The sequence below is a fragment of the Bradyrhizobium sp. MOS002 genome, assembly GCF_003020115.1.
GTDB lineage: Bacteria > Pseudomonadota > Alphaproteobacteria > Rhizobiales > Xanthobacteraceae > Bradyrhizobium.
The window spans coordinates 660322-686934 of sequence record NZ_PYFX01000003.1 but is presented as its reverse complement, the minus strand read 5'-3'; the positions used below and the strand labels follow the sequence as shown (position 1 = coordinate 686934).

23 protein-coding genes are annotated in these 26613 nt (G+C 64.4%); 17 read left to right on the top strand and 6 right to left on the bottom strand.

Translation table 11 applies throughout. The annotated features are described in order from the left end of the window. Positions 1-209: 209 nt before the first annotated feature. From C7G41_RS38230 to C7G41_RS11930, 3 genes are all read left to right on the top strand, one after another. Entirely contained in the window at positions 210-1490 is a 1281-nt protein-coding gene (locus tag C7G41_RS38230) for a TRAP transporter large permease (RefSeq protein ID WP_245446519.1), read from the top strand. 119 nt (positions 1491-1609) lie between these two features. After that, complete coding sequence (locus C7G41_RS11935; protein WP_106942730.1) at positions 1610-2776, top strand: GGDEF domain-containing protein; 1167 nt, start codon at positions 1610-1612, stop codon at positions 2774-2776. A 69-nt stretch (positions 2777-2845) separates the two neighbouring features. Beyond that, entirely contained in the window at positions 2846-4780 is a 1935-nt protein-coding gene (locus C7G41_RS11930) for an alkyl/aryl-sulfatase (protein WP_106942729.1), read from the top strand. A gap of 174 nt (positions 4781-4954) precedes the next feature. Here the strand turns inward: C7G41_RS11930 and C7G41_RS11925 are convergent, their stop codons facing one another. Further along, a complete protein-coding gene (locus C7G41_RS11925; protein WP_106942728.1) occupies positions 4955-6025 on the bottom strand; it encodes a glycosyltransferase family 4 protein in 1071 nt (356 codons plus the stop codon). A 277-nt stretch (positions 6026-6302) separates the two neighbouring features. Here C7G41_RS11925 and C7G41_RS11920 point away from each other — a divergent pair, with 277 nt between their 5' ends. From C7G41_RS11920 to C7G41_RS11905, 4 genes are read left to right on the top strand one after another with little or no spacing between them, the layout of a single operon-like run. Continuing rightward, positions 6303-8066 carry an ABC transporter ATP-binding protein gene (locus C7G41_RS11920; protein ID WP_106942727.1) on the top strand — a complete coding sequence of 588 codons (1764 nt, stop codon included), beginning with the start codon at positions 6303-6305 and terminating at the stop codon, positions 8064-8066. A gap of 56 nt (positions 8067-8122) precedes the next feature. Continuing rightward, complete coding sequence (locus C7G41_RS11915) at positions 8123-10327, top strand: amylo-alpha-1,6-glucosidase (RefSeq protein ID WP_106942726.1); 2205 nt, start codon at positions 8123-8125, stop codon at positions 10325-10327. Positions 10328-10349: 22 nt separating this feature from the next. Further along, positions 10350-10871, top strand: a complete 522-nt coding sequence (locus tag C7G41_RS11910) for a PRC-barrel domain-containing protein (protein ID WP_199198318.1) — start codon at positions 10350-10352, stop codon at positions 10869-10871. Positions 10872-10894: 23 nt separating this feature from the next. Beyond that, the gene (locus C7G41_RS11905; RefSeq protein ID WP_199198317.1) at positions 10895-12208 is read left to right on the top strand and encodes an MFS transporter; all 1314 of its coding nucleotides are present in this window, start codon (positions 10895-10897) and stop codon (positions 12206-12208) included. A gap of 39 nt (positions 12209-12247) precedes the next feature. On the opposite strand, the gene C7G41_RS11900 is transcribed toward C7G41_RS11905, so the two are convergent. From C7G41_RS11900 to fixL, 4 genes are all read right to left on the bottom strand, one after another. After that, positions 12248-12946 carry a helix-turn-helix domain-containing protein gene (locus C7G41_RS11900; RefSeq protein ID WP_199198316.1) on the bottom strand — a complete coding sequence of 233 codons (699 nt, stop codon included), beginning with the start codon at positions 12944-12946 and terminating at the stop codon, positions 12248-12250. Between the two features lie 103 nt (positions 12947-13049). Beyond that, positions 13050-13472, bottom strand: a complete 423-nt coding sequence (locus tag C7G41_RS11895; RefSeq protein WP_106942723.1) for a response regulator — start codon at positions 13470-13472, stop codon at positions 13050-13052. Between the two features lie 58 nt (positions 13473-13530). Next, positions 13531-14148: a response regulator FixJ gene (fixJ, locus tag C7G41_RS11890; RefSeq protein ID WP_007607675.1), complete on the bottom strand. Its 618-nt coding sequence runs from the start codon at positions 14146-14148 to the stop codon at positions 13531-13533. A gap of 3 nt (positions 14149-14151) precedes the next feature. Then, the gene (gene fixL, locus C7G41_RS11885; RefSeq protein WP_106942722.1) at positions 14152-15669 is read right to left on the bottom strand and encodes a sensor protein FixL; all 1518 of its coding nucleotides are present in this window, start codon (positions 15667-15669) and stop codon (positions 14152-14154) included. A 203-nt stretch (positions 15670-15872) separates the two neighbouring features. On the opposite strand from fixL, the gene C7G41_RS11880 reads away from it, so the two are divergent. The 10 genes from C7G41_RS11880 (at position 15873) to ccoS (ending at position 25405) form a co-directional block, all read left to right on the top strand. Next, entirely contained in the window at positions 15873-16706 is an 834-nt protein-coding gene (locus C7G41_RS11880) for a universal stress protein (RefSeq protein ID WP_106942940.1), read from the top strand. Between the two features lie 38 nt (positions 16707-16744). Beyond that, a complete protein-coding gene (locus C7G41_RS11875) occupies positions 16745-17170 on the top strand; it encodes an HPP family protein (RefSeq protein ID WP_106942721.1) in 426 nt (141 codons plus the stop codon). Between the two features lie 332 nt (positions 17171-17502). Further along, on the top strand, positions 17503-19152 hold the full coding sequence (ccoN, locus tag C7G41_RS11865; protein ID WP_106942720.1) for a cytochrome-c oxidase, cbb3-type subunit I: 1650 nt from the start codon (positions 17503-17505) through the stop codon (positions 19150-19152). Between the two features lie 10 nt (positions 19153-19162). Beyond that, complete coding sequence (gene ccoO / locus C7G41_RS11860; protein ID WP_106942719.1) at positions 19163-19897, top strand: cytochrome-c oxidase, cbb3-type subunit II; 735 nt, start codon at positions 19163-19165, stop codon at positions 19895-19897. A 13-nt stretch (positions 19898-19910) separates the two neighbouring features. Continuing rightward, on the top strand, positions 19911-20075 hold the full coding sequence (locus C7G41_RS11855) for a CcoQ/FixQ family Cbb3-type cytochrome c oxidase assembly chaperone (RefSeq protein ID WP_018457132.1): 165 nt from the start codon (positions 19911-19913) through the stop codon (positions 20073-20075). A gap of 6 nt (positions 20076-20081) precedes the next feature. Then, a complete protein-coding gene (gene ccoP / locus C7G41_RS11850) occupies positions 20082-20957 on the top strand; it encodes a cytochrome-c oxidase, cbb3-type subunit III (RefSeq protein ID WP_106942718.1) in 876 nt (291 codons plus the stop codon). Positions 20958-21066: 109 nt separating this feature from the next. Next, on the top strand, positions 21067-22533 hold the full coding sequence (gene ccoG / locus C7G41_RS11845) for a cytochrome c oxidase accessory protein CcoG (protein WP_106942717.1): 1467 nt from the start codon (positions 21067-21069) through the stop codon (positions 22531-22533). Between the two features lie 15 nt (positions 22534-22548). Continuing rightward, entirely contained in the window at positions 22549-23034 is a 486-nt protein-coding gene (locus C7G41_RS11840) for a FixH family protein (RefSeq protein WP_106942716.1), read from the top strand. Positions 23035-23045: 11 nt separating this feature from the next. Beyond that, complete coding sequence (locus tag C7G41_RS11835) at positions 23046-25238, top strand: cation-translocating P-type ATPase (RefSeq protein ID WP_106942715.1); 2193 nt, start codon at positions 23046-23048, stop codon at positions 25236-25238. Then, a complete protein-coding gene (gene ccoS / locus C7G41_RS11830; protein WP_007607689.1) occupies positions 25238-25405 on the top strand; it encodes a cbb3-type cytochrome oxidase assembly protein CcoS in 168 nt (55 codons plus the stop codon). The genes C7G41_RS11835 and ccoS overlap by 1 nt, the downstream gene beginning before the upstream one ends. Here the strand turns inward: ccoS and C7G41_RS11825 are convergent. Beyond that, complete coding sequence (locus tag C7G41_RS11825) at positions 25402-26604, bottom strand: MFS transporter (RefSeq protein ID WP_106942714.1); 1203 nt, start codon at positions 26602-26604, stop codon at positions 25402-25404. The genes ccoS and C7G41_RS11825 overlap by 4 nt on opposite strands. Between the last annotated feature and the right edge of the window lie 9 nt (positions 26605-26613).

Here is a 26613-nt window from a genome sequence, read left to right as displayed (position 1 = left end):
CGTTCTATCGCACCGGCGAGTTGCCGCATCACGACATGGCCGGCGTCGAGGGCGTCGAGGTAGATCCGGTTCATCCGGCCCCGGTCACGCGCAGTCAGGTCGTCCGCGACGAACGCAGCCCGCTCGGCTGGGTCCTGATGTTGTTGCCGGTCTTGATCGTCGCGGTGTGCTTCGCCCATTCGGCGCACGTGATCACGCTGCCGCAGGGCCTGCGGGTCGCCGTGGTTTTCGGCCTTCTGCTGTCGTTGATGCTCACGGGCATGCCGATCTCGATTGCGCTGGGCCTGACCGTGCTCAGCTTCATGTTCACGCTGACCGACGTGCGAACGGAATCGGTGGCGCTGAAGCTGTTCACCGGCATCGAGAGCTTCGAGATCATGGCGATCCCGTTCTTCATCCTCGCCGGCAACTTCCTGACCCATGGCGGTGTGGCGCGCAGGATGATCACGTTCGCGACGTCGCTGGTCGGCCATTGGTACGGCGGCCTTGCGCTCTCGGGCGTGGTGGCCTGCGCGCTGTTCGCCGCGATCTCCGGCTCGTCGCCGGCCACCGTGGTGGCGATCGGATCGGTGATCCTGCCCGCGATGGTCGCGCAGGGATTTCCGAAGAGGTTCGGGGCGGGCGTGATCACGACCTCGGGCTCATTGGGAATTCTCATTCCACCCTCGATTCCGATGGTTCTTTTCGCCGTCTCCACCAACACCTCCGTCGGCAAGCTGTTCATCGCCGGCATCGTGCCGGGGCTTGTGCTCGCCCTGCTGCTCGGCGCAACGACGTTCTATCGGGCCTGGCGTAACGACTATCCGAGGATGCCGAAAGCGACGCTCTATGAGCGCTTCGATGCGTTCCGCAAGTCGATCTGGGGTATCCTGCTGATCGTGATCGTGATCGGCGGCATCTACAGCGGCCTGTTCACACCGACCGAAGCCGCCGCCGTCAGCGCGGTGTACGCCTTCATCGTCGCAGTGTTCATCTACAAGGATCTGAAACTGCGAGACGTGCCGCGCGTGCTGCTGTCATCGGCAAATCTTTCGGCGATGCTGCTCTACATCATCACCAACGCCGTCTTGTTCTCGTTCCTGATGACTTACGAGAACGTGCCGCAAGCGCTCGCGCAATGGATGATCGACCAGGGCCTTGGCTGGATCGGCTTCCTCCTCGTCGTCAATCTCCTGCTGCTATTGGCGGGCAACGTGATGGAGCCGTCCTCGATCATCCTGATCATGGCGCCGATCCTGTTTCCGGTTGCGATCAAGCTCGGCATCGATCCGATCCATTTCGGCATCCTGATGACGGTCAACATGGAGGTGGGGCTGTGCCATCCGCCGGTCGGCCTCAATCTCTACGTTGCCTCGGGCATCGCCAAGATGGGCATCACCGAGCTCACGGTGGCGGTGTGGCCGTGGCTGCTGACGATGCTGGGATTCCTGGTGGTCGTGACCTACTGGCCAGGTCTGTCGCTGTGGCTGCCGAGATTGCTGGGCATGTAACCGGGCGCAGGCGATGCATGGCTAACGCCCGGTAAATCCGCTCGCTCAAATGCCACCGCTGTGCGGTGCACGCATTTTTACGGATGTGCGGTAGGACCATGCCAGTGGATGAGGCTGGCATGTTGTTCAATAGAATGGAATCCGGACGGGCGTCGATTTCCGACGCCGTCTACATGGAAGTGATCACGGGGCTGCACGGCACGACGTTGCCCACCATTCTCGCCGCCGTCTGCCAGGCGATGGTCGGCGCGATCACGACCTACGAGACCGGTGACACGGTAACGGCAGCCCTTACGGTCGCCGGTGTCGTGGTGGCCATCGTCCGTCTGTTCGAAATCGCTGCGTTCCGCCGTCGCCTCGCGCAGCCGCCGCAGCTCGACCGGGCCGAGGCCGCGCGCTGGGAACGGCGGTACATTGCCGGCACCGTCATGACCGCCCTGGTGCTCGGCGTGTTTGCCGCGCGGAGCATCGTGCTGGGCGATGCGCTCTGCTCCGTGATGGCAATCGGCATCGGCTTCGGCTTTGGCGCCGGCGTGGTGGCGCGGCTGGCGCTGCGCCCGGTTGCAGCGCTGCTCGATCTCGTCGCCATCGCCGCGCCTGCCGCGATCGTGACGTTCATGCAGCCCGATCTGCGCCATGTCGGGCTCGGGCTCCTCATCCTGATGTATGTGGCCGCGAGCTTCGAGATGGTGCGGCTGAGCTTCAATGCCTCGATCAGCCAGATCACGCTCAAGCGGCAGTTCGAGCAGCTCGCGCGCTCGGACTCGATGACCGGCGTCTCCAACCGCTCGGTGCTGGCGGAGGATCTGCCGCGCATGCTGGCGGATGGAAATTCCAGCATGATCGCCGTCCACGCGCTCGATCTCGATCGCTTCAAGGAGGCCAATGACCGCTTCGGCCATCCCGTCGGCGACGCGCTGCTCAAGCAGGTGGCCGGGCGGCTCAAGGCGCTTGCCGCAGCTCATGATCTCGTGGTCCGGATGGGCGGCGACGAGTTCATCCTGGTGCAGCGCGCGGCGGCCGATGCGGAAGCGATGGCACGGCGGATCGTGCAATCGATCAGCGCGCCCTACGATGTCGATGGGCAGGTGATCGAGCTCGGCGTCAGCGTCGGCGTTGCCGTCGCGCCGCAGGACGGGCGTACCGCGGAGGGGCTGTTGTCGCGCTCCGACCGGGCGATGTACCGCGCGAAACAGGACGGCGGCGGCTACGTGCTGGCGCGGGAGCTGCGGATGGCGGAGATGCGCGCCTCCGGCAAGCCGGTGGCCGGAGGTTTGGCCGCGTAAGGACCTGTTGGAGCCGCAATCGAGATGCGGTTAGATGCCTCCCAAGAGAGACGAGCCGGGGAGGGCCTTATGAGCAGCATCGAAGCCGCCGACACGCCGAAGGGCGCAACGCCGTCTGTCATCGCGCAGCAGACGGCGATGCTGAATGCGCTGCCGTTTTCCGACACGCGGGATTTCGACGACGCCGCGCGCGGCTTCCTCGGCACGATCGAGAACGCTGAGATCACCAACCAGCAAGGGCGGACGGTCTGGAGCCTCGAGCCGTACGGCTTTCTCTCCGCCGAGCAGGCGCCGACCACGGTCAATCCCAGCCTGTGGCGGCAGTCGCGGCTCAACATGCAGCACGGCCTGTTCGAGGTCGTGCCCGGCGTTTACCAGGTGCGTGGGCTCGACATCGCCAACATGACGCTGATCGAAGGCGATAGCGGCGTCATCGTCGTCGACACCCTGACCTCGATCGAGGGCGCGCGCGCCGCGCTCGATCTCTACTACAAGCATCGCGGCCAGCGACCGGTCGCGGCCGTGATCTTCACCCATACCCACACCGACCATTGGGGCGGCGCGCGCGGCGTGCTGGAGGAGGATGCACTCCCGATCGGCCGCGTGCCGATCATCGCGCCCAACTTGTTCATGGAGCATGCCGTCTCCGAGAACATCATCGCGGGACCTGCGATGCTGCGCCGGGCGCAGTACCAGTTCGGGCCTCTCCTCGCCAAGGGCGCGCGCGGGCAGGTCGATTGTGGTCTTGGCAAGTCGATGGCGGCAGGTTCAGTGGCACTGCTGCGGCCGACCGACCTGATCATGGCGACCGGCGACCGGCGCGTGATCGATGGCGTCGAATTCGAATTCCAGATGGCGCCGAACAGCGAAGCGCCGGCGGAGATGCATTTCTTCATCCCGCGTTACAAGGTTTTGAACCTCGCCGAGAACTGCACCCACAATTTTCACAATCTGCTGCCGTTCCGCGGCGCCGACGTGCGCGATGCGCTGGCCTGGTCGAAATATCTCAATGAGGCCTTGCAGCTCTGGGACGGCAAGGCGGAGGCGATGTGCGGCCAGCATCACTGGCCGGTGTGGGGACGCGAACGCATCGGCACGATGATCCGGCAGCAGCGCGACCTTTATAAGTTCGCGCATGACCAGACCATTCGCCTGATGAACCATGGCCTCACCGCGGCCGAGATCGCCGAAACGATCCAGCTGCCCAAGAGCCTGGAGGGCGCCTGGCACGGCCGTGGTTATTATGGCCATATCCGCCATAACGTGAAGGCGATCTATCAAAAGTATCTCGGGTGGTACGACGCCAATCCGGTCAATCTCGATCCGCTGCCGCCGGTGGAGTCGGGAAAGAAATATGTCGAGTACATGGGCGGCGCCGACGCCATTCTCGCGCGGGCGCGTGTCGATTTCGACAAGGGCGAATTCCGCTTCGTGGCGCAGGCGCTCGGCCATCTCGTCTTTGCCGAGCCGGACAATGCGGCGGCGCGTGCGTTGCTGGCGGATACGCTGGAGCAGCTCGGCTACGCCGCTGAAAGCGCGACCTGGCGCAATACCTATCTGTTCGGCGCGCAGGAATTGCGCCAGGGCATGCCGAAGGTGCCGGCACGCCCGCCGATGCCGCGCGAGACGCTGGCGGCGCTACGCACCTCGCAGCTCTGGGACGTGCTCGGCATCCGCCTCAACGGACCGAAGGCGGAAGGAAAGCACATCGTGCTGAACTGGAGCTTTTCCGACACCGGCGAGACCTTCGTGCTCAATCTGGAGAACTGCGCGCTCACCTACACAGAGGGCATGCAGGCGGAAAGCGCCGATGCCAGCTTCACGCTGGCGCGGTCGACGCTCGATGAGGTGATCGCAAAACTGGCCAGCTTCCCGGAGGCCGTGGCCGCCGGCAAGGTCAAATTCGCCGGCAACCCGATGCGTCTCGCCGAGCTGATGGGGTTGATGGACGAATTCCCGCGCATGTTCGAGATCGTCGAACCGAAGCGGGCGGTGGTGAGGTAGGCCGCCGCCTTCTCCCCGTCATTGCGAGCGTAGCGAAGCAATCCAGAGTCTTTCCACGGAGGCGGTCTGGATTGCTTCGCTGCGCTCGCAATGACGGGTGATAGAGTGGGCACTACCTGCAAATGTCGATGGCCGGGACGAGCCCGGCCATGACGTCTATCGCAGGAATTGTCGCTACTCCGCGCTGCTCACCAGCTTGATCCGCGGCGCCTGTTCCTCGCCAAGGCTGCGATAGGCCGCGAGATAATCCAGCGCCATGCGCCGCGCCGTGAAGCGTGTCTCGAACTGCTTGCGGATGGCGGCGCGGTCCAGTTGCGGCAGGCGCTTGACGACGCCGGCTGCACTGATGATGTCCTCGACGACGAAGCCGGTGAGGCCCTCGTCGATGATCTCCGGCACCGAGCCGCGATTGAAAGCGACGACCGGCGTCCCGCAAGCCATGGCCTCGATCATCACCAGGCCAAACGGCTCCGGCCAGTCGATGGGCAGCAAAAGACCGAGTGCGCCGCTCAAGAAGTCCGACTTCTCGTGATCGCTGATCTCGCCGATGAATTCCACCAGCGGATTGTTCTCGATCATCGGCCGGATCAGCTCGTCATAGTAATCCTGGTCGGCACGATCGACCTTGGCGGCGATCTTGAGCGGAATGCCGCAATGCGTCGCGATCTTGATGGCGCGGTCGACGCCCTTTTCAGGCGCGATGCGGCCGAGCACGGCGAGATATTCCTGTTTCGCCTGCTTCGGCGTCAGCAGGTTCTCGGGCAGGCCGTGGTGGATCGTCCTTACCCAGTTCGCCTGCGGCACCGGCCGGCGCTGCGCGTTCGAGATCGAGATGACGGGGACCTTCGAGAAGGTGTTGAAGACCGGCTGATGCTCCGGCAGGTCGAGCCGGCCGTGCAGCGTGGTCAGGAACGGCGTCGGCTGCCGGTAGAACAGCGACCACGGATAATAATCGAGATGGAAGTGGAGGAAATCGAACTCCTCGTCGTCACATTTCTGCCGCACCCGCTCCAGCATCACCATATGCAGCGCATTGGGATCGCGCACGGAACCGTCGAGGCGGAGCGCCCGCGGCCACAACGCATCCAGCTTCGCCGAGGTTTGGGAGTCGCCGCTGGCGAACAGCGTCACGTCGTGGCCAAGGGCCACCAGCTCTTCCGTCAACCAATGCACCACCCGCTCGGTGCCGCCATAAAGCTTGGGTGGAACTGCCTCCGTCAACGGAGCAACCTGCGCGATGCGCATCTCACCATCTCCTCTGTGCGATCATGATTGTAGAAAGCCCCCGCCTGTTCAGCACCGGCATGCCAATCAAGGGAACGTTCCCGCACTTGCGAAGTTCCTCCTTACGAACGTTACTTATTCGACACGTCGGATGCTCGTCGCGATGCTGCCATCACATCATCGCAGAACGCCCGCATCCGCATGTCGTGATCAGTGTGCCCGGGAACCGAGGCGAAGTGGTCGATGTTCAGTCGACTAACAGAAAAATTGAAAACATCACGACGGGGTCGATAGTCACATGGATCATCTTTCTGGATACGCGCACCGGCCGTTTGCCTTCGTTTTGCGCTATCTTCGGCGTCGCCTCGCGTCGCATCTCGTGATCCTGACCGCTGTGGTGGCGGCAGTTGCCTGCTCCGTAGGCACGCAGTACGGCGTCAAATCCCTCGTCGACAGCTTGTCGGGCGGCGCTTCGCACGGTGGAAGCGTATGGCTGGCATTCATTTTCCTCATGACGCTGATCGCCGCCGATAATTTCCTTTGGCGGATCGCGAGCTGGACGGCCAGTTTCACTTTCGTCCGTGTCACGGGTGATCTACGCCGTGACATATTTCGTCATCTGACCGGCCACGCGCCGAGCTACTTCTCCGACCGCATGCCCGGCATGCTGACGAGCCGCATCACGGCGACGTCGAATGCGGTGTTCACGGTCGAAAACATGTTCGTCTGGAATGTGCTGCCGCCCTGCATCGCAACGGTTGCGGCCATCGCGCTGATTGGAACCGTCAGTCCCTATATGGCACTGGGCCTGATCGTGATTGCCGGCGGCATGGTGCTTGCGATGTTCCGCCTCGCTGCCGCGGGAAAGCCGCTGCATGACGACTTTGCCGACAAGGCGGCCGTCGTTGACGGCGAGATGATCGACGTCATCAGCAACATGCCGCTGGTGCGCGCCTTCTGCGGCATCGGGCACGAGCATGAGCGGTTCGACGCGACGGTGAACCGGGAGCTCACTGCACGGGGCCGCAGCCTGCGCTATCTGGAGAAGTTGCGGCTTATCCATGCCGGTGTCACTGTCGTGCTCACGATCGCCCTGATGGCTTGGGCGATCATGCTTTGGCAGGATGGCCAGGCGACCACCGGCGACGTCGTGCTGGTCTGCACCCTCGGTCTCTCCATTCTGAACGCGACGCGCGATCTCGCGGTGGCGCTGGTCGACGTCACCCAGCATGTTGCCCGGCTGACCGAGGCGATTGCCACGCTGCTGGTGCCGCATGAATTGCGCGACCACCCCGAGGCCGAGCCGCTGGTGAAGAGCGGCGCCGCGATCGCTTACAACAATGTCACCTTCGGCTATCCCGGCAGCGAGAAGATCTTCGAGCGCTTCAGCCTGCGCCTGCAACCCGGCCAGCGCGTCGGCCTGGTCGGCCAGTCCGGTGGCGGCAAGTCGACGCTGTTCACGCTGCTCCAGCGCTTCTACGATACCGACGAAGGCAGCATCACCATCGATGGCCAGGACATATCCAAGGTAACGCAGCAGAGCCTGCGCGAGGCGATCTCCGTCGTGCCGCAGGACATCTCCCTGTTCCACCGCTCGATTCGCGAGAACATCCGCTATGGCCGCCCGAACGCGACCGACGACGAAGTGCTGCGCGCGGCGATTGCGGCGCGCTGCGATTTCGTCGAAAGCCTGCCTGGCGGTCTCGACACCATGGTCGGCGACCGCGGCGTCAAGATGTCCGGCGGTCAGCGCCAGCGCATCGCAATTGCGCGCGCCTTCCTGAAGGACGCTCCGATCCTGCTGCTGGACGAGGCGACCGCCGCGCTCGACAGCGAATCCGAGGAGGCGATCCGCGAGGCCTTGTCGCGGCTGATGCGCGGCCGCACGGTCATCGCGATCGCGCATCGCCTCGCGACCCTGCGCAATTTCGATCGCGTGGTCGTGTTGAGGGGTGGTAAGATCATCGAGGACGGGTCGCCCGAGCGTCTGATGCAGGGCCACGGGCCCTATCGTGAGCTGGTCACGCAGGAAATGAGCCGGCTCGCCCAAGCCGCCGCGTAAACCAACAGTCGCGTTCGAGTCGGTTGCGTGTCGAAACAAGCGCAGGGGAGCTGTTGATGTCGGCTGAAGCCGTTACCCAATTCGTCTCCGTGACGCGGACCCTGGACCAGGTCGCGGAGCAGCCTTTCTATATTCCGATGACGGGACCGTCGGCGCGGCCGCGGCGTTCGCTCAAGCACGACGACACCTTTATCGTGCTCGACAGCCATGGCGACATCGGCGCTTCGGCCGGCGGGCCCGATGGCCTGTTTCATCACGACACGCGCTACCTTGCGCGGCTCGAGCTCGTGCTCGACGATCTCCAGCCGTTGCTGCTGGGCTCGAACCTGCGGGACGACAATTCAGCCCTGACGGTCGATCTCACCAATCCGGACATCTACCGGCAGGGCAGCCTCGTGCTGCAAAAGGACCTGCTGCACATCGTGCGCACGATCTTCCTGTGGCGCGGCACCGCCTATCAGCGCATCGGCGTGCAGAACCACGGCGACCGCCCGGCCGGCTTCGCGCTGACGCTGCTGTTCGACAACGATTTCGCCGATCTGTTCGAGGTCCGCGGCGAACGGCGCCCGCGCCGCGGCATCGGCTCGAGCCGGCTGTTAGGACCGACCGACGTGCTGTTCGACTACCGCGGTCTCGATGACGCCGAGCGCACCACGGGCCTGCATTTCGACCCGCGTCCGACGAAATTGTCGGTGAATGCCGCGACCTGGCAGCTCGAACTCGACCCTCATGAGTCGAAATCCCTGTTCGTGGCCGTGTCCTGCAACCGGCCCATCGCGGAGAAGCCGGCGCGCTTTTTCAGGAGCCTGCTCGCCCACCGCCGCGAGATGCGGCAATCGACGATGGGGGCCGCCAGCATCGAGACCTCCAACAACATCTTCAACGAGGTGCTGTGCCAGGCCATGGCCGACCTCAACATGCTGATGACGGAAACGCCGCAGGGCCGCTATCCCTATGCGGGGATTCCCTGGTACTCGACGACGTTCGGCCGCGACGGGCTGATCACCGCGCTGCAGATGCTGTGGGTCGACCCGCGAATCGCCAAGGGCGTGCTGCGGCGGCTCGCCCATTTCCAGGCCAAGGCGGTCGACCCGCTCGCCGATGCCGCGCCGGGCAAGATCCTGCATGAGATGCGCGGCGGCGAGATGGCGGCGCTGCGCGAGGTGCCGTTCGCGCAATATTACGGCAGCGTCGATTCCACGGCCTTGTTCGTCCTGCTGGCGGGAAGCTATTTCGAGCGCACCGGCGACGAGACCACGTTGACCGAGCTGTGGCCGGCGATCGAGGCGGGACTGGCCTGGATCGACGGGCCCGGTGACCCCGACAAGGACGGCTTCGTCGAATATCAGCGGGCTACGGAAAAGGGCCTCGCCAACCAGGGCTGGAAGGATTCCTACGACGCGATCTTCCATGCCGATGGCCAGCTTGCGGAAGGCAATCTCGCGCTGGCCGAGGTGCAGGGTTACGTCTTTGCCGCCAAGCGGCTCGCCGCGCGGTGTGCGCTCCGGCTCGGCAAGCCTGATCTCGCCAAAAAGCTAGAGACCGAGGCCAAGACGCTGGCCGAGCGTTTCGAGGCCGCGTTCTGGTGCGAGGAGCTCGGCACCTATGCGCTTGCGCTCGACGGCAGGAAGCGGCCCTGCAAGGTGCGGACCTCGAACGCCGGCCAGATCCTGTTCAGCGGCATGATCCGCGAGGACCGCGCGCGCCTCGTCGCCGCCGATTTGATGCAGCCGCATTTCTTCTCGGGCTGGGGCATCCGGACCGTCGCTGTCGGCGAGGTGCGTTACAACCCGATGTCCTATCATAACGGGTCGATCTGGCCGCACGACAATGCGCTGATCGCGCTCGGGCTCGCGCGCTACGGGCTTAAGCATTCGGTCGCGCATGTCTTCAAGGGACTGTTCGACGCCGCCACCTACATGGACCTGCGCCGGTTGCCCGAATTGTTCTGCGGTTTCCGACGCGAAAAGCGGCGCGGCCCGACGCTCTATCCGGTCGCCTGCGCGCCGCAGGCCTGGGCCAGCGCAACCGCGTTCACGCTATTGGAGGCGGCGCTGGGCATCGAGTTCGACGTGGCGCGCGGCGAGATCCGGCTGCGCAATCCGCATCTGCCGGCGTTCCTGCACGAGGTGATCTTGCGCGATTTGCGTCTGGGCGAGTCCAGCGTCGATTTGCGCGTCAGCCGTCATGGCGACGACGTGGCGCTGGAGGTGTTGCGCACGCGTGGCCAGATCCAGGTCTCGATCGTGCTGGCGCGCTAGCGGCGCGCCGGGAGGAGGGTGCATGCGTACCGCCGGATGGTTGGCCCTGGGCGTCGTGATGGTCGGAGGAATGACGCTCGCGGTGTCACGCGCCGCGGAGGAGTCGCCCGCACCCTCGACTGAAGCGAATGCACCGCCGACGATGCAGCCGCCGGCGTCATCGGTCCCCGTCACGCCAAAGAATGCCGCGCCACCGCCGTCGGTGACGATCATCGGCGCGAGCGATGCGCACGGTGTGCTTGGCCGTGACGTGCTCAGCGCGGCGAACGAGGACATGGGCCGCATCGTCGACGTCATCGTCGATCGGAGTGGGCACGTCCGCGCCGCAGTGATCGATTTCGGCGGCTTCCTCGGGGTCGGCAGCCGCAAGATCGTGGTGGACTGGAACGCGATGCGGTTCGGCAAGATCGTCAACAAGAAGGACAGCATCACGCTGGAATTGACCAAGGCACAGGTCGCAGCCGCGCCGGAATACAAGGAGGACACGCCGATGGTGGTGCTCGGCGCGTCCGGCAGCCTGCAGCCTCTGCAAGCCGTTCAGTGAGGCGCGGGGAGGAATGGCCGCCGGTGCTGTTATCAAGGAAGCCGAATTATGGGGATCGCGAAGGCCGCGTTGAGCAGGACAACGTCTCGGCGCCGTCGCCTGCCGGCATTCCGGCGCCGTCGCGCCAGAGCCTGCGCGGCCTCGACTGGTTCATCTTCTTCCTCGCCGACGTGCAGACCGGATTCGGGCCGTTCATCGCGGTCTACCTGACGACCCAGAAATGGACCCAGGTCGAGATCGGCCTCGTGCTGTCGATCGGCGGCATCGTTGCCCTGATCGGCCAGATGCCGGGCGGCGCCATCATCGATGCCGCGAAATCCGAGCGGCTGGTTGCAGGCCTCGCCATCGCCACCATCGGCTGCTGCGCGCTCGCCTATGCGGCGATGCCGATCTTCCCCGTGGTGGTGGCTGCGGCCACCTTGCACGCGGCAGCAAGCTGCGTGCTCGGACCGGCGATCGCGGCGATCAGCCTCGGTCTGGTCGGCCCACTCGCGATCGGCGAGCGTCTCGGCCGCAACGCGCGCTTTGCTTCGCTTGGCAACGGCGTTGCCGCCGCCGTGATGGGAACGGCCGGCTATCTGCTGTCGAGCCGCTCGGTATTCCTGGTCACCTTCCTGCTCGCAATCCCCACTTTGATCGCACTCTCCCGCATCCGCGAGCACGAGGTCGACATCGCGCGCTGTCACGGCGAGATGCCCCGCGAGGCGGAGGATCGCGGCGACACCAATATCTGGCATCTGATCCGGCAGCGGCCGCTCATCGTCTTTGCGCTCAGCGTGCTCTTGTTACAACTCGCGAACGCCTCGATGATGCCGCTGATGGCAAGCGCGGTGACGGCGCGATCGAGCGAGTGGGCGACGGTGCTCGTCGCTTTTTGCATCGTCGTGCCGCAGGCGATCGTGGCGCTGCTGTCGCCGAGCGTCGGGCGCAAAGCGCAAGCATGGGGCCGCAGGCCGCTGCTGCTGATTGGATTCGCGGCGCTGACGATTCGCGGTCTGCTGTTCGCGACCGTGCGCGATCCGTATCTGCTGGTGCTGGTGCAGGTGTTCGACGGCCTCACCGCGGCGGTGTTCGCGGTGATGATCCCGCTGATCGTGGCCGACGTCGCCTTCGGCAGCGGCCACTTCAACCTCGCGCAGGGCATCGTCGGCACGGCAATGGGCATCGGTGCGTCGCTGAGCACCGCGCTTGGCGGCTATGTCAGCGATAAATTCGGCAATGCCATGGCGTTCACAGGACTGTCCGGGGTCGCGGCGACGGGACTTCTGCTTATTCTGCTCGTGATGCCGGAGACGCGGCGCAAGGGCATGATCGCAGCAAAAGAAATGGCCGGCTGAACCAATTCAGCCGGCCATGAGGGGGTGCGAGAGGGGAGATCAGGCGTCGAGATTGTGCAGGCGGGCCCGGTTGCGCAGCACGATCTGGCGGGCGCCGGAGAAGCCGAGAATGCCTTGGGCGTGAAGCTGCGACAGCGCGCGCGAGACGGTCTCGAGCGTGAGACCGAGATAGTCGCCGATGTCGCGGCGGCACATCGGCAGCGCCATCATGCCGGCAACCGCAAGGCGGCGGTCCATCTCGAGCAGGAAAGTTGCGACGCGCTCCATGGCGGTCTTGCGGCCCAGCAGCAGCATGTGGTCTTCGGCGTGACGAAGCTCACCAGCGGTCATGGCCCAGAGCTTGCGGGCGACCTGGACGTCGGTGGCTGCGGCCTTCTCGAGGCTCGCGCGCTTCACGAGGCGCACCGTGGTGTCGATGATAGCTTCAGCAGCAAGGCGGTGGGTGGTGCCGGATTCGAGGCCGAATACGTCGCCGGCAAGGTGGAAGGAGCCGATCTGGCGGCGGCCGTCGGAGAGAAGCTTGTAGCTGCGCACGGCGCCGGTGACGACCTGATAGACATACTCGGCCGGCTCGTCCTCACCATAGATCTCCTCTTCCTTGCGGTAGGAGAACTCGGTGGCAACGAGGCCGACATGGCCGGCAATCGCGCCGAACTGGTCTGAGACGGGATGGGCGGGTGCGATCTTGCCACCGATCTGGGTGTTGATCGCCGGGGTGTTGAAGGTCTGGGTCAGCATCTGCGCCATCTCCGTTGTGATGACGCTTTGGTAGGCGGTATCGGGGGCTTCGAAAATTTCGCGAGATATCTTAAGGGGGTTGCCTTACGTAGAATCCCGTAGGTCAGCTATGGACCCGGTTCTGGATCGCGTGGCGAATGCGTTTGACCAGGTTTTCGTCCAGAAGCGGCTTCAGAATCACTTCATTCACGCCTGCGGCCGCCGCCCGGGCCGAGATATTCGAGTCGGGATAGCCGGTGATCAGGATCACCGGGGTATCGCCCTCCGACTGGCGCAGTCGCCCGGCCAGCTCGATGCCGTTGATGTCGGGCATCTTGTAGTCGATCACGTAACAGTCTGCACCGGACGGGCTCGCCGCATTGAGCAGCGCCGTGGCGTTCCTGAAGGTCCGCACGGCAAAACCGTCAGTTTCCAGCAAGAACCTCAGCGAGCCGAGCACAGCGGCATCGTCGTCGACCACATAGATGGTTGGCTTTGCAGGTGACGACATCGGGCGCCGCTCAGGATGGGAGCTGATCTCAATCATCCATACCTGCTAGCACAGGGCGGGCGGAGGGGTTTGACTTGCCTCAATCCTGCTGACTTCAATCGTTGAGCATTCCAGCGCGCATCGCCAGCCGCACCAGTTCCGACAGACTGTTGGCCTGCATCTTGGTCATCACGTTAGCCCGGTAGACCTCGATGGTGCGCGGGCTGATGTCGTACTCGCGGGCGATCAGCTTGTTGGAGAGGCCCGCGATCAGCCCCTCCATGACCTGGCGTTCCCTGGGGCTCAAGGAAGCGACGCGAGCGGCGACGTCCTGGGCTATGGCCTCGTTCTTGGCCGCCGGCTCGCCCTCGCGGATCGCGGATTCGATCATGGCGACGAGACGGTCATCTTCGAACGGCTTTTCCAGGAAATCCATGGCGCCGAGCTTCATCGCCTCGACCGCAAGGGGCACGTCGCCATGGCCGGTCATGATCAGGATTGGAAACCGGCTGCGCTGCGCCTTCAGGCGCTTCAGTAACTCGATCCCATCGATGCCGGGCATCCGCACGTCGGAAACGACGCAGCCGAAGGCGAGGCCGGGCAGGGCGTCGAGAAAACTCTGCGCGTTGTCGAACAGTGTGACGCCGAAGCCAGCTGAATCCAGCAGGAAGTTCAGCGAATCTCGCATCGCCTCGTCGTCGTCAATGACGTAGATGATTCCCTTGGTCGTCATGGATCAGTTCTCATCGGCTGCCGGCAACGTGAAGCGGAATGTCGCTCCACCCGATGCGTTGCTCTCGGCCCACATCCGCCCGCCGTGAGCCTCGATGATCGAGCGGCTGATGGACAGTCCCACGCCCATGCCGGTGTCTTTGGTGGTGAAAAAAGTCTGAAACAGGTTTGGCATGACGTCGTCCTGGAAGCCGGAGCCGGAATCGGAGACCTCGATCTCGATCATGTCGTCGGCGGCGCGAGAGTTGGTGACGACGAGCTCGCGCCGTGGCGACTGCGCCATCGCTTCCAGCGCGTTGCGGAAGAGGTTGACCAGCACCTGCTGGATTTGCACCCGGTCGGCGAGCACGAGATCGGCATTTGGATTGAGGCTGAACCGAAGCTGCACGTTCTGCTCGCGCGCGCCGGCGAGCCCGAGCGCGCCGGCCTCCTCGATCAGCTTGGACAGGCTCTCGACCCTTTTCTCAGATTCGCCGCGGGAGACGAAGTCGCGCAAGCGGCGGATGATCTGGCCGGCGCGCAACGCCTGCTCGGCGGCGCGGTCCAGCGCGCTCTCGATTTTCGGCGTATTCGGATCCTGGCTACCGGCGAGCAGCCGTCGCGACCCCTTCATGTAGTTGCTGATCGCTGCCAGCGGCTGGTTGAGCTCGTGGGCGAGCGCGGACGCCATTTCGCCCATCGCGCTCAGCCGCGAGACGTGGACGAGTTCGGATTGCAGTTCTTGGAGCCGCGCCTGGGTTTTCTGATGCTCGGTAAGATCGCGGACGAAACCGGTAAAATAGGGCTCGCCGCCCGACTGCATCTCGCCGATCGACAGGTGCATCGGGAAGGTCGTGCCGTCGCGGCGCTTGCCGGTCACGATGCGGCCGATGCCGATGATGTGCGGGTCGCTGGTGGCGCGGTAACGCGCGATGTAGCCGTCGTGACGTGAGCTGTCGGGCTCCGGCATCAGGATGCGGACGTTCTGGCCGATCGCCTCCGACTCGACCCAGCCGAACAGGCGCTCGGCCGCCGTGCTGAAGAACTGGATGATGCCGTGGCCGTCGATGACGATCATGGCGTCGGGAATCGTCTGGAGGATCGAGCGGAGGTGACTCTCGCGGGTGCGCAAGGTTTCCTCGACCTGCTTCTCCTCATCGACGTCAAGAAAGATGCCGCTGAGATGTCGGGCGGCGCCGGCGTCGTCCCGAATCAGTCCCGCGCGGGCGCGGATCCACTGCGCTCTGCCCGACGCCCCCGTGACCCTGAACGACACGTCGAAGCTGCCGCCCCGTTCGGAGACGCGCCGGATCGCGATCTCGATCCGCTCGCGGTCGTTCGGCTCCAGTCGAGACAGGAACAGAGCGTAACTCATCGATTGGTCGGATTCGACTCCGAACAGGATTCTGGCCGTCTCCGACCACTCCAATTCCAGTGTCTTGAGATCGAGATCCCAGGTCCCGACGCCAAATCCTTCGATGCGGACACGGAAATGTTCGCCCCGGCCGTCATCTTGCGGATGAATCACACGGGTCGGCGCCAAACGATCACTCCCATTCCGATGCGGAGAACCGCACAGCGTTACCGCTGGCAATGTACCCAAGGAGAGGCCAGAGGCAAGTTCCGATGTCTTATACCATTGGCAGATTTCCGGCCGGCGCGGTGATCCAAGGTTTGATCTATCTCATCCTGCCAGGCGGCGGCGGGCCTACGATCGGATCAAAGCTCATTGCCCCGGAGACTCCGATGACATACGCGACCGTAATGGTCAGCCTGGCGCTCGATCAGCCCAACGACGCGCGGCTTCAGGTCGCGGGCGAGCTTGCCGAACGATTTGAGGCGTCGATCATCGGCGTTGCTGCGGCGCAGTTCGCTCCGCCGCTCTATTTCAGCGATGGCGCCGCAGCGCAGGGACTGATCGATGAGGGAGAAGCCTCAGTCAAGCGACGCCTGGGCGAACTCGAGGCGCAATTCCGCGCCGCGATCAGGAATCGCGGCGGACATGTGGAATGGCGCAGCGCCATGGATTTCCCGGCGCGCTTTACGTTCACCCAGGCGCGTTGCGCCGACATCGTCGTCGCCGGCGGGCAGAGCCCGGCCTTCTCCGACGCCTTCGCGCTCGCGAGCCCAAAGGATCTGGTGATGCAAGCCGCCCGGCCGATCCTGGTCGTGCCCGACGGCGTTAACTGGCTCGATCTGCGCAGCGTCCTCGTGGCGTGGAAGGATACGCCGGAAGCCCGGCGGGCGCTGGCCGATGCGCTGCCGATATTGCGCAAGGCCAGGGATGTCACCGTCCTCGCAATTCCCGAAGGCGACGACGACCGCCCTGCCGCGATCGCCGGCGTGACCGACGTGACGGCGTGGCTTGCCCGCCATGGCGTGACCGCGATCGCGCGCGTTTCCGAAGGGGCCCGCAACGAAACCGTCGCCGGGCAACTGGAGAAGATTGCCGGCGATGTCGGCGCCAGCCTGATCGTCGCCGGTGCCTACGGTCATTCGCGCTTCCGCGAGCTGATCCTCGGCGGCGTCACCCAGTATCTGGTCACTCAATCTGCCCGCTGCGTGCTGCTGTCGCACTGACGCGGGAGCGATGCAAGACGAATCAAAGAGGACGCGCCGTGTACAGATTCCTTGAGCAGACCGTCGACGGCTACATGACGCACGACGTCAGGACGGTGAGGCGCGACCTCGACCTGCTCGCGCTCAGCGAGATGTTCGAACGCGACGATTTCAATTCCTATCCCGTCGAGGACGACGGGCAGGTCGTCGGCATCGTCACCAAGTTCGACATCCTGAAGTGCTTCGCCTTCACGCCGAGCCAGATGCTGCCGCGCTATCACGACCTGATGAGCCGCAAGATCGGCGACGTCATGACGCCCGACTTTATCTATGTCAGCCCCGACACGCGGCTGACGCGCGTGCTCCAGATCATGGTCGAACACCGCGTCAGGAGCATCATCGTGCTCAACGGCGCGCAGAAGCTGGTCGGAATCGTCGCTCGCGAGGACGTCATCGCGGCGCTCAAGGCGACGGCGAGAGACTGACTTTTCCCCTTCTCCCCTTGCGGGAGAAGGTGGCATAGGCGGCCTTCGGCCGCCGTTCTTAAGAACGCCGAAGCGAAGCTTCGGCTATGGCGCCGGATGAGGGGTATGTCACCGCATATCCAACTGCGAGAGTTGTGGTTGCGGCGCCAACCCCTCACCCGAGCGAGTTTGCGGCACTGTTCTCGCCGCCCTCTCCCGCAAGGGGAGAGGGCACATCAACTGGCGGTGGCGCAACCCTCACATTAACAGAAATCCACATAGCTTGATTTCAATCAATTCCTCGCGAGGGTGAATGTGGTTTCTGGCCCTGTGTTCTTTCAGAGAGAATCCGCATGAGCCAGCCCTCCATCTCCAAGTCCATGACGTCAGGTGAAAGCGGCCTGGCTGTCGTGTTCGCGGTCACCGCCTTCCTCTGCGTGATTGCCTCGGCCAAGGCGCTCGATGCGCCCTTCGCCTTCCACGCCGCGCTGAGCGCGGCGGCGAGCCTGGCCGCCGTCTTCTGCATCATCAACCGCTACCTCGACCGGCCGGCGGCGTTGCCGCCTGCGGAGATCAATGGGCGCCCCAATTACAACATGGGGCCGATCAAGTTCTCGTCCGTCATGGCGATGTTCTGGGGCATTGCCGGCTTTCTCGTCGGCCTCATCATCGCCTCGCAACTGGCGTGGCCAGCGCTGAACTTCGATCTGCCCTGGACCAGCTTCGGCCGCCTGCGTCCGCTGCACACGTCCGCAGTGATCTTCGCCTTCGGCGGCAACGTCCTGATCGCGACCTCCTTCTACGTCGTGCAGAAGACCTGCCGCGTGCGCCTTGCCGGCGATCTCGCGCCCTGGTTCGTCGTCGTCGGCTACAACTTCTTCATCCTGATCGCCGGCACGGGCTATCTGCTCGGCGTCACCCAGTCGAAGGAATATGCCGAGCCGGAATGGTACTCCGACCTGTGGCTGACCATCGTCTGGGTCACCTATCTGCTGGTCTTCCTTGCCACGATCATCAAGCGCAAGGAGCCGCATATCTTCGTCGCGAACTGGTTCTATCTCGCCTTCATCGTGACGATCGCGGTCTTGCATCTCGGCAACAACCCGGCGCTGCCGGTCTCGGTGTTCGGCTCGAAATCCTACATCGCCTGGGGCGGCATCCAGGACGCCATGTTCCAGTGGTGGTACGGCCACAACGCGGTCGGCTTCTTCCTGACCGCCGGCTTCCTCGCCATCATGTACTACTTCATCCCCAAGCGCGCCGAGCGGCCGATCTATTCCTACCGTCTCTCGATCATCCACTTCTGGGCGCTGATCTTCCTCTATATCTGGGCCGGCCCGCACCATCTGCACTATACGGCGCTGCCGGACTGGACCCAGACGCTCGGCATGACCTTCTCGATCATGCTGTGGATGCCGTCCTGGGGCGGCATGATCAACGGCCTGATGACGCTGTCGGGCGCCTGGGACAAGCTGCGTACCGATCCCGTGCTGCGCATGCTCGTCGTCTCCGTCGCCTTCTACGGCATGTCGACCTTCGAAGGCCCGATGATGTCGATCAAGGTGGTCAACTCGCTCAGCCACTACACCGACTGGACCATCGGCCACGTGCACTCCGGCGCGCTCGGCTGGGTCGGCTTCGTCTCCTTCGGCGCGCTCTACTGCCTGGTGCCCTGGATCTGGAATCGGAAGGGCCTCTACAGCCTCAAGCTCGTCAACTGGCACTTCTGGATCGCGACGCTTGGCATCGTCCTCTACATCTCGGCGATGTGGGTGTCCGGCATCCTCCAGGGCCTGATGTGGCGCGCCTACACCTCGCTCGGCTTCCTCGAATATTCCTTCATCGAGACCGTCGAGGCGATGCACCCCTTCTACATCATCCGCGCTGCCGGCGGCGGGCTGTTCCTGATCGGCGCGTTGATCATGGCCTATAATCTCTGGATGACCGTTCGCGTCGGCGAACAGGAAGTCCAGATGCCCGTCGCTCTTCAGCCGGCGGAATGAGGAGTTTTCCATGTCGTTCTGGACACGCCACCAAATCTTCGAAAAGAACTCGATCATCCTGATCGTCGGCATCCTGCTGGTGATCGCGATCGGCGGTCTCGTCGAGATCACCCCGCTGTTCTATCTCAAGAGCACGATCGAGGCGGTCGACGGGATCAGGCCGTATACCCCGCTGGAGCTCGCCGGGCGCAACGTCTACATCCGCGAAGGCTGCTATCTCTGCCATTCGCAGATGATCCGCCCCTTGCGCGACGAGGTCGAGCGCTACGGCCATTTCTCGCTGGCTGCCGAGAGCATGTACGACCATCCGTTCCAGTGGGGCTCGAAGCGCACCGGTCCCGATCTCGCCCGCGTCGGCGCCAAATATTCCGACGACTGGCATGTCACCCATCTGACCAACCCGCGCGCAATCGTGCCGCAGTCGGTGATGCCGGGCTATCCGTTCCTCAGCAAGACCGAGGTCGATCCGGACACGATCGCCGACCACATGCGCACGCTGCGGATCGTCGGTACGCCCTACACCGACGACCAGATCGCCAATGCGAGCGCCGACATGAAGGCCCAGGCCGATCCTGACAACGCCGGCTCCGACGCTTTCACCAAGCGCTACGCCAAGGCCGTGGTGCGCAACTTCGACGGCAAGGCCGGCACGCCGACCGAGATGGACGCGCTGATCGCCTATCTCCAGATGCTCGGCACGCTGGTCGACTTCAAGATCTACAACGAGAAAGCCAATCTTCGCTGAGAAGGCACTAACGATGAAAGCCATCCTGACACTCGACAATCTCGCGTCCGGTCTCGTGACTACGATCTGGACGCCGGTGTTCGTCGCGATCTTTCTCGCGATCATCGCCTACGCATTATGGCCCCGTAACAAGGCAGCTTTCGACGAAGCGGCACACCTGCCGTTGCGGGAGGAGTAAGAGATCATGACCGATCATCATAGCGACATCGATCCCGTCTCCGGGAGGTCCACGACCGGACACGAGTGGGACGGCATCAAGGAGCTCAACACGCCGCTGCCGCGCTGGTGGGTAATCACCTTCTACCTCACCATCGTCTGGGCGATCGGCTACTGGATCGTGTATCCGGCCTGGCCGCTGATCTCCAGCAACACCACGGGCCTGTTCGGCTACTCGACGCGCGCCGACGTCGCGGTCGAGCTCGCCAACCTCGAGAAGATCCGCGGAGCCAAGATGGTTGCGCTGGGCGCGGCCTCGCTCGCCGACATCGAGAAGGATCCGGCCCTGCTCGCGCTCGCGCGCGCCAAGGGCAAGACCGTGTTCGGCGACAATTGCGCGCCATGTCACGGCTCAGGCGGCGCCGGTGCCAAGGGCTATCCGAACCTGAATGACGACGACTGGCTGTGGGGCGGATCGCTCGACCAGATCATGCAGACCATCCAGTTCGGCGCACGTTCCGGCCATGCCAAGACGCATGAAGGCCAGATGCTCGCATTCGGCAAGGACGGCGTGCTGAAGCCGGACGAGATCGTCACGGCTGCCAACTATGTCCGGGCATTGTCGGGCCTTCCGACCCGCAAGGGCTATGACGCGGCCAAGGGCGAGAAGATATTCGCGGAGAATTGCGTCGCCTGCCATGGCGACGGCGGCAAGGGCAACCCGGAGATGGGCGCGCCCAACCTGACCGACAAGATCTGGCTCTATGGTTCGGACGAGGCGACGCTGATCGAGACCATCAGCCAGGGCCGCGCGGGCGTGATGCCGGCCTGGGAAGGGCGGCTCGATCCCGCCACCATCAAGGCGATGGCAGTTTACGTCCACTCGCTGGGCGGCGGAAAATAGCCAATCCGGGACAGGCGGGGGCGAACAAAAACGCCCCCGCTTGCGCTGGATCAACTGACGCGGCGGCGTCGGGTCTAGGTTTTATCGCACCTCTCGAAAGCTGCAGGCGATGAACAGGCCCGTGAACCCAAAAGACCTCCCATTAGACGATGACAACGGGCCGCTCTATGTGGCCCAGAAGAAAGTCTATCCCCAGAGCATCTCCGGCACCTTCCGCCGGATCAAATGGGGCCTGATGGCGTTCTGCCTCGGGGTCTACTACTTCCTGCCGTTCGTGCGCTGGAACCGCGGCCTCGGTGCTCCGAGCCAGGCGGTGCTGATCGATCTTCCCAACAGCCGCTTCTATTTCTTCTTCATCGAGCTGTGGCCGCAGGAGGTCTACTACTTCACCGGCCTGCTGATCGTCGCCGCGGTGGCGCTATTCCTGATGAACTCGGTCGGCGGCCGCATCTGGTGCGGCTATCTCTGTCCGCAGACGGTGTGGACCGACCTGTTCTATGCGGTCGAGCGTCTGATCGAGGGCGACCGGCGCGAGCGGATGAAGAAGGACAAATCGTCCGACCCGATGAAGCTGGAGCGCATCTCCGAGATCGTGCTCAAGCATTCGATCTGGCTCTTGATCGGGTGGTGGACCGGCGGCGCCTGGGTGCTCTATTTCAACGACGCACCGACGCTGGTCAAGGAACTCGTCACCTTTCAGGCGCCGATGATCGCCTATATCTGGATCGGAATCCTGACGGCTACGACCTACGTGCTCGCCGGCTTCATGCGCGAGCAGGTCTGCACCTATATGTGCCCGTGGCCGCGGATCCAGGCCGCGCTCACCGACGAATGGGCGCTCAACGTGACCTATCGTTACGATCGCGGCGAGAAGCGTACGTCGGTCAAGAAGGCGGCCGAGCTGCGTGCGCTCGGCGAGCAAGTCGGCGACTGCGTCGACTGCTATCAATGTGTCGCCGTGTGTCCGACCGGCATCGACATCCGCAACGGACCGCAGCTCGAATGCATCCAGTGCGGGCTCTGCATCGACGCTTGCGACAACGTGATGACGAAAATCGGCCGGCCGAAGCGGCTGATCGGCTACGACAACGACGTCAACATCCAGCGCCGCCAGGAAGGCAAGGCGCCGGTCTACCGCATCGTCCGGGCCCGCACCGTCGCCTACAGCGCGATCATCGCGGCGGTCGGCGGCATCATGTTCTATACGCTGGCGACCCGCAGCCTGCTCGACGTCAACGTGCTGCACGACCGCAACCCGGTCGCGGTCAGGCTCAGCGACGGCTCGATCCGCAACGCCTACACCGTGCGGCTGCTCAACAAGAGTGGTTACGACCGCGTCATCGCGATCGACGCGAACGGTCCGGTCAATGCGACGATCCATGTCATCGGTATCGATTCCGTGACGCCGGACCGGCCGATGATCGTGGTTCCGCGCGACTCCACCAGCGAGCTGCGGCTGCTCGTGACCGCGCCGGCGGAGGGCAATCCGGAGAAGTCGATCCCGGTTCGCTTTCACGTCACCGATATCGGCCTCGGCGAAGTCGCCAGCGCCACCGACAATTTCGTCGCGCCCTAGAATCAGGAGTTCGCCATGGCAACCAAGCCGCTGACCGGAACCAAGGTGTTTCTGATGCTGGTCGCCTTCTTCGGCGTCGTGATCGGCGTCAACGTGACCATGATGAAGCTCGCGATCGCGACGCTGCCAGGCACGGATGTCGACAGTCCCTATGCCGCGGGGCTCGCCTATGATCGCGAAATTTCGGCGGCGCAGGACCAGGCTGCGCGAAAATGGAAGGTCAACGCCCACATCGAGCGCCGCGCCGATGGCGGCGCCGTGCTTCAGGTCGAGGCGCGCGATGCGAGCGGCCAGCCGATCGCCGGACTGAAATTCGGCGGCCGCCTGGAGCGGCCGACGGACAAGCGCGCCGATCTCGCCGTCGAACTCTCGGAGGCCGGCATCGGCCTCTATCGCGGCAATGCCGCATCGGTCGCGCCGGGCCAGTGGGACCTGGTCATCGAGGGCGAGGCGCGGGGAACGCGCGTGTTCATGTCGCGCAACCGCGTGATCCTGAACTGAAGGATTCTGCCATGCACGTCTCGCGGGACTTTTCGCATTACGTCCGGACTGCGGGCGAGGGCGTCCAGCACATCGATCTCGCGGTCGAGGGCGTTCACTGTGCCGGCTGCATGGCCAAGATCGAGCGCGGGCTGTCCGCGATTCCCGACGTGACGCTGGCGCGCGTGAATCTCACCGACCGGCGCGTTGCGCTGGAATGGAAGGCGGGCACGCTCGATCCGGCCCGATTCATCGATCGCCTCGAGGAGCTCGGCTACAAGGCCTATCCTTACGAGACCGAGAGCGCGGAGGCGACCGAGGTCGCCGAATCGCGCTTCCTGCTGCGCTGCCTCGGCGTCGCCGCGTTCGCCACCATGAACGTGATGATGCTGTCGATCCCGGTGTGGTCCGGCAACGTCTCGGACATGCTGCCGGAGCAGCGCGATTTCTTCCACTGGCTGTCTGCGCTGATCGCGCTGCCGGCAGCGGCCTATGCCGGCCAGCCGTTCTTCCGCTCGGCCTGGCGCGCGCTGTCGGCCAGGACCACCAACATGGACGTCCCGATCTCGATCGGGGTGTGTCTTGCGCTGGGCATGTCCGTGGTCGAGACCATCAACCACGCCGAGCACGCCTATTTCGACGCGGCGATCATGCTGCTCACTTTCCTCCTGGTCGGCCGCGTCCTCGACCAGAACATGCGGCGGCGGACCCGCGCGGTCGCGGGCAATCTCGCCGCGCTCAAGGCAGAGACCGCGGCCAAGTTCGTCGGGCCTGGCGAGATATCTCAAGTGCCGGTGGCCGCGATCCATCCCGGCGACATCGTGCTGCTGCGGCCCGGCGAGCGCTGCGCGGTCGACGGCACCGTGATCGAAGGCCGTTCCGAGATCGACCAGAGCCTGATCACCGGCGAGACGCTCTACGTCACGGCAGGCCAAGGCACGCCGGTCTATGCGGGATCGATGAACATCTCGGGCACCTTGCGGGTGCGGGTCTCGGCGGCGTCAGAGGGGACATTGCTCGCCGAGATCACGCGGCTGCTCGACAATGCGCTGCAGGCGCGCTCGCGCTACATGCGGCTCGCCGACCGCGCCTCGCGACTTTACGCGCCGGTGGTGCATGCCACCGCGCTCGTCACCATCCTCGGCTGGGTCATCGCGGGGGCCGGCTGGCATGATGCGATCGTGACCGGCGTCGCGGTGCTGATCATCACCTGTCCCTGCGCGCTCGGGCTCGCCATCCCGACGGTGCAGACAGTGGCCTCGGGCGCGATGTTCAAGGCGGGTGTCCTGCTTAATTCCGGCGATGCCATCGAGCGTCTCGCGGAAGCCGATCACGTCGTCTTCGACAAGACCGGCACGCTGACGCTGCCCGATCTCGAAGTGATGAATGCGGCCGATATCGCCGCTGATATCTTCGAGCTTGCCGGCCGGCTCGCGCTGTCGAGCCATCATCCGGTCGCCGCCGCGGTCGCGCAGGCCTCCGACGCCGGATCGCCGATCGTCGGCGCGGTCGAGGAGGCCGGCCAGGGCGTGCGCGCTGTGGTCGATGGCATCGAGATACGCCTCGGCCGTCCGTCCTTCTGCGGCGCCGAGACGCTGGTCTCCGACGTGACAAATCTCGATCCCGAAGCCTCGGTCGTGGCTTTCAGCAAGGGCAGCGAAAAATTCATCCTCTCTGTGCGCCAGGGCCTCCGTCCCGATGCGCAGGCCGTGATCGCGGCGCTCAAGGCGCGCAATATCGGCATCGAGATTCTCTCCGGCGACCGTGAACCGGCGGTGATCGCGGCGGCCCACGCGCTGGGCATCCCCGAATGGCGCGCCGGGGTGACGCCGGCCGACAAGATCGCGCGGATCGAGGTCTTGAAGGCGCGGGGCATGAAGGTCCTGATGGTCGGCGACGGCATGAACGATGCGCCGTCGCTGGCGGCGGCGCACGTCTCGATGTCGCCGATCTCGGCCGCGCATTTGAGCCAGGCGACCGCCGATCTCGTCTTCCTCGGCCGGCCGCTGGCCCCGGTCGTTGCCGCAATCGACGCTTCGCGCAAGGCGCTGCACGTGATGCGGCAAAATCTCTGGCTTGCGATCGGCTACAACGTCCTCGCAGTGCCGGTCGCGATCAGTGGCGTCGTGACACCCCTGATCGCAGCTGCCGCCATGAGTGGATCGTCGATCCTGGTGATGCTGAATTCGCTGCGTGCGCGCAGCGCCTCGCGGGAGATAGTGTGATGGAAATCCTGGTCATCCTAGTGCCGCTGGCGCTGATGCTCGGTCTCGCCGGTCTCGTCGCCTTCCTCTGGTCGCTCCGGAGCGGTCAGTACGACGATCTCGACGGCGCCGCCTGGCGCGCCATCGCCGACGACGAGCCGCCGCAGGAAGCGCCGGCCAAGCGCTAGCGCTTCAAGGGGAGCGTCAGCAGGGCCGCGGCCGCGAGCGCCAGGCCCACCCCGGCCACGCAGGCATGCCAGCCATACGCGTCGAACAACCGGCCGAGGACGGCCGTGCCAATGAGCCCGCCACAGAAATAGCAGGCGAGATAGGTGCCGCTGGCGATGCCGCGGTTTTCAGCCGCAGCCTGTCCTACGAATCCTGTCGCAGCCGCTTGCGCGGAAAAGGTACCGATTCCGACCAGAACCATCCCGGCGACGACCGCGCCCAGGTGTGGGGCCAGCATCAGCGGCAGACCGATCCCTGCGATCGCGAGCGAGCCCCAGATCGTCGGACGCGTTCCGAGGCGCGATGCCACTCTGCCGGCCAGCAACGTCGTGACCACCGACGGCAGGAAGACGAAGTAAACGAAGCCGAGGTCCATCATGCCCAGCGACAGCGGTGGCCGAACCAGAACGAAATTGACGAATGTAAAGGTGCCGATGAATGCGAACAGGATGCAGAAGCCGATGCCGTAGGCGGCACGCAGCCGTGGGTCCCGCCACTGCGCGATCGTCGCGGCAAACGCCGATGCCGTCGGCGTGGAGGTACGCATCGGCTGTACACGCGCAATGGTGAAATAGACCAGTGCGGCGCCGGCCAGATTGAGGGCTGCGAAGAAATAGAAATTCCATGCCAGGCCGAGGCTATCCGCGATCGCGGCCGAGACCAGCCGGCCGACGAGATTGCTGGCGACGTTTCCCGTGATGTAAGCGGCAAAGGCGCCGCCGGAATCCATTGCGCTGCATTGTTCGCCGAGATGAGCCAATGTCAACGCGAAGGCGGATGCCATGCAGAGGCCCTGCGCGACCCGCAGGCCGGTGAAAACGGCAAGATTGGGCGCAGTCGCCAACAGGCTCGTCGGAATCGCCAGCAGGGTCAGGCTGAGCAGGATGCCGGTCCGCCTGTCGATGTGCGGGCTGAGAAACCCGACGACGAGGCCTGCGACGGCCATGCCGAACGTGCTGGCGTTGACGGCCAAGCTCATCGCCGCCGGCGTGACGCCGTAGTGGCGCGTCAGCGAGGGCAGGATTGCCTGTGTCGCGAAGAGATCGACGACCGTCAGGAATGCGGTCAATCCAATGACGAGCGAGCGGAGTATGAGCCGCGGGGAATGTTGATCCGTTGCCATCGCGCTCGGCCTGATGGACGCGGAAAGTTCAGTCATGGCGTTGCG

Bases quoted from the DNA above. Each gene is read 5' to 3' on its own strand.
- C7G41_RS11935 (WP_106942730.1), top strand. From the start codon at position 1,610: ATGTTGTTCAATAGAATGGAATCCGGACGGGCGTCGATTTCCGACGCC.
- C7G41_RS11930 (WP_106942729.1), top strand. From the start codon at position 2,846: ATGAGCAGCATCGAAGCCGCCGACACGCCGAAGGGCGCAACGCCGTCT.
- C7G41_RS11925 (WP_106942728.1), bottom strand. From the start codon at position 6,025: ATGCGCATCGCGCAGGTTGCTCCGTTGACGGAGGCAGTTCCACCCAAG.
- C7G41_RS11920 (WP_106942727.1), top strand. From the start codon at position 6,303: ATGGATCATCTTTCTGGATACGCGCACCGGCCGTTTGCCTTCGTTTTG.
- C7G41_RS11915 (WP_106942726.1), top strand. From the start codon at position 8,123: ATGTCGGCTGAAGCCGTTACCCAATTCGTCTCCGTGACGCGGACCCTG.
- C7G41_RS11910 (WP_199198318.1), top strand. From the start codon at position 10,350: ATGCGTACCGCCGGATGGTTGGCCCTGGGCGTCGTGATGGTCGGAGGA.
- C7G41_RS11900 (WP_199198316.1), bottom strand. From the start codon at position 12,946: ATGCTGACCCAGACCTTCAACACCCCGGCGATCAACACCCAGATCGGT.
- C7G41_RS11895 (WP_106942723.1), bottom strand. From the start codon at position 13,472: ATGATTGAGATCAGCTCCCATCCTGAGCGGCGCCCGATGTCGTCACCT.
- fixJ (WP_007607675.1), bottom strand. From the start codon at position 14,148: ATGACGACCAAGGGAATCATCTACGTCATTGACGACGACGAGGCGATG.
- C7G41_RS11880 (WP_106942940.1), top strand. From the start codon at position 15,873: ATGACATACGCGACCGTAATGGTCAGCCTGGCGCTCGATCAGCCCAAC.
- ccoN (WP_106942720.1), top strand. From the start codon at position 17,503: ATGAGCCAGCCCTCCATCTCCAAGTCCATGACGTCAGGTGAAAGCGGC.
- ccoO (WP_106942719.1), top strand. From the start codon at position 19,163: ATGTCGTTCTGGACACGCCACCAAATCTTCGAAAAGAACTCGATCATC.
- C7G41_RS11855 (WP_018457132.1), top strand. From the start codon at position 19,911: ATGAAAGCCATCCTGACACTCGACAATCTCGCGTCCGGTCTCGTGACT.
- ccoP (WP_106942718.1), top strand. From the start codon at position 20,082: ATGACCGATCATCATAGCGACATCGATCCCGTCTCCGGGAGGTCCACG.
- ccoG (WP_106942717.1), top strand. From the start codon at position 21,067: ATGAACAGGCCCGTGAACCCAAAAGACCTCCCATTAGACGATGACAAC.
- C7G41_RS11840 (WP_106942716.1), top strand. From the start codon at position 22,549: ATGGCAACCAAGCCGCTGACCGGAACCAAGGTGTTTCTGATGCTGGTC.
- C7G41_RS11835 (WP_106942715.1), top strand. From the start codon at position 23,046: ATGCACGTCTCGCGGGACTTTTCGCATTACGTCCGGACTGCGGGCGAG.
- ccoS (WP_007607689.1), top strand. From the start codon at position 25,238: ATGGAAATCCTGGTCATCCTAGTGCCGCTGGCGCTGATGCTCGGTCTC.
- C7G41_RS11825 (WP_106942714.1), bottom strand. From the start codon at position 26,604: ATGACTGAACTTTCCGCGTCCATCAGGCCGAGCGCGATGGCAACGGAT.